This is a genomic window from Terrisporobacter muris, assembly GCF_024621905.1.
Lineage (GTDB): Bacteria > Bacillota > Clostridia > Peptostreptococcales > Peptostreptococcaceae > Terrisporobacter > Terrisporobacter muris.
Genome location: NZ_JANKBY010000387.1, coordinates 1 through 2,915, shown reverse-complemented (window position 1 = coordinate 2,915; position 2,915 = coordinate 1). Strand labels below are relative to the sequence as shown.

Genomic DNA, 2,915 nt, shown 5'->3' with positions numbered 1-2,915 from the left:
ATCATAATTTTCCCAACTTTGATTTTTTAATGTAAACTGTGATACCTCATTAACTAGTTCTTCTCTTTCAATGTCATTAAAAATATCAATATTAATTATTTGTGAAAATTCAACATTAATGCCATTAATCAAATATAACTTGTACTTTTTCTTATCTATTTCTATCCATAATATAAGTTTAGGATTACTTTTTAAAAGCTCAAATGAATTTTGTTTATGTGAGATACTCCTTATAAGTTCTATATTGTTTTTTATTTCTCTAGCTCTTTCAAAATTTAAGGAGGAGGATGCATCTATCATATCTTCTTCCAATTGTTCTATTAAACTATTATCACCATCAAATGTATCTTGAAGGATATTGTAAATTTTTTCATATTCCGAAGAAGCATCTACTCTGCATGGACCAATACATTTATTTATATTATATCTAATGCATTTTGTTCTTGTATTGCATATGGGTAATTTAAAATAATCAAGTAAAAAATCCCTTAAAGTAAATAATCTTTTATTCATGGAAAACGGACCAAAGTAAATACCTTGCCCCTCCTTCTTATCAACAATATTCATAATATTATGACTGTGTGCATCTAACTTTATATATTTGTATTTTTCATAATTATTCATTAAAGTATTATACATTGGTCTTATATTATGAATATAATCACATTCTAATAATAAGGCATCCAGCTCTGTGTCTGTTGTTATATACTCTATATCATTGATAGATTTCACCATTCTTTCAATTTTACGAGAACGATTAATATGAGCTCTAAAATAGCTCTTAACACGATTTCTTAGATTTATTGATTTTCCCACATATATTATATTGTTATAAATGTCTTTCATTATATAAATACCGGCACATTGTGGTATTTTATCTATTTTGTCTTTTAAGTTCATATTATACCTTTCTACAATATATTTTGTCTTTGCCTTATTATATCAATATTAATAAGCATATTACTATCATAAAACCATTTAAACAGTACTTTATTCTTTTTGCAGATTATATTGTTAGTCAATTATACACTCTAATAAATCATCTTTAGTTATTTTATAAAAATAATTTTCTATATCTAATGTATCAAGTAATTTACTTATATCTTCTCTTACATATTTACAATCAATAAATGATTCTTCCAATATGGATATCTCTCCACTTAAAAAGAAATCTCCTTCTATTGTACAGTTTTTAATTATTCCTTTTTTTACATTAAGCTTAAAATCTACACGACCACCATTAAATCTTTTATATCTACTAATATTAAATATTGGATTTTTCCCATAATTCCAATCCCAAGATTCAAATTTTTCTTTTTGTATTTTATTTATAGATTTTATATCCTCTTTAGTTAGCGTATATGTAGTACTATTTTTCAATAAGCTATCTAACATTATATCTCTAAAATTTTCACTAGTAATATTATCTTTCATCACTTCACTAATATTTATTACTCTTTCTCTTACTGATTTTATACCCTTTGCAATAATCTTATCTTCTGCTACAGTTATACTTTCTACCATAGCCTGTATATCTGTATTAAATAATATGGATCCATGATGTAGGATGGCATTATCTTTTCTATATTGTGCATTCCCTGAAAACTTTCTATTTCCTATTAAAAGGTCATTTCTACTATTAAAATGAGCATCCACATCTTGTTTTTGAAGCGCTTCAACAATAGGACCAGTAAATTTATCAAATGAAATTCCTTCTTCTTTGTAGTTTTTTTCTATAAATGTAAATTGCCAAGCGCCCATATCTGTGTATATGGTTCCTCCTCCAGAATTACGTCTAACTACATTTACATTATTTTCTCTCACATATTTTTCGTTAATTTCAGAAAAAGTATTTTGATATCTTCCTACCATTATTGTAGGATTTGTTCTCCAGAATAAAAATATTTCATCATCATCCAAATCCTTTTGTGTAAGTAAATACTCTTCAAGAGCAAAGTTGAAATATGGGCTAGTTGAATTACTATTTATATAAATCATTACTTATCCCCTCTCATTAGCCTTAGTCTGCAATGCGTCTGCCGCTTTATATGAGCTTCTAACAAGCGGACTACTTGCTATAAATCTAAATCCTTTTTCCACTCCAACTTTTCTATATTCTTCAAATTTTGCCAAAGAAACATATTCTTCCACATCCACATGTTTTCTGCTTGGTTGTAAATACTGTCCTATAGTAAAAATATCACATCCAACTGCTAATACATCATCCATTAGCTTATATATTTCTTCATCTTCTTCCCCTAATCCAACCATAATACCTGTTTTAGTTAGTATCTCTGATGATTTTTCTTTTACATATCTTAAAACATATAATGATCTATCATAAATAGCTTCTGGTCTTACTTTTTCATATAGTCTTTCAATAGTTTCCATGTTATGATTTATAACATCTGGTTTAGCTTCTATTATTATATCTAAGTTTTTATCTTCACCTTTTAAATCAGGAATTAATACTTCTACAGTAACTCCTGGATTTAATTTTTTTACTTCTTCAATAGTTTTAGCAAAATGCTTTGCTCCACCATCTTCTAAATCATCTCTCGTAACACTAGTTATTACCACATGCTTTAAGTCTAGTTTTTTTGCTGATTGAGCCACATGTAGTGGTTCTAATGGATCTAAATGTGTAGGAGTTCCATTTGTAACATTACAAAACTTACAGTTTCTAGAACATTGATTACCCATTATCATAAACGTTACTGTTCTTTTTTTATAGCATTCACCCCTATTTGGACAGTTTGCTTCTTTACAAACTGTGTGTAAAGAATCATCCTCCATCATCTTGCCTATGCTACCTACTTCACTATCATAAGTTACTTTAAACCACTCAGGTTTTCTTACTCTTCTTTTTTTATCTCCCATGACTTTCCCCTTTTTTAAAATAATTTATGTAATTT

At 27.5% G+C, this 2,915-nt stretch carries 3 protein-coding genes; all 3 read right to left on the bottom strand.

What is annotated here, in order from left to right:
* On the bottom strand, positions 1-900 hold a 900-nt coding region (locus NSA58_RS18175; protein WP_257560792.1), incomplete at its 3' end, for a GIY-YIG nuclease family protein.
* Between the two features lie 114 nt (positions 901-1,014).
* Positions 1,015-1,998, bottom strand: coding sequence for a lipoate--protein ligase (locus NSA58_RS18170; RefSeq protein ID WP_039677972.1), 984 nt, complete (start codon positions 1,996-1,998; stop codon positions 1,015-1,017).
* 3 nt (positions 1,999-2,001) lie between these two features.
* Positions 2,002-2,880: a lipoyl synthase gene (gene lipA, locus NSA58_RS18165; RefSeq protein ID WP_039677973.1), complete on the bottom strand. Its 879-nt coding sequence runs from the start codon at positions 2,878-2,880 to the stop codon at positions 2,002-2,004.
* Between the last annotated feature and the right edge of the window lie 35 nt (positions 2,881-2,915).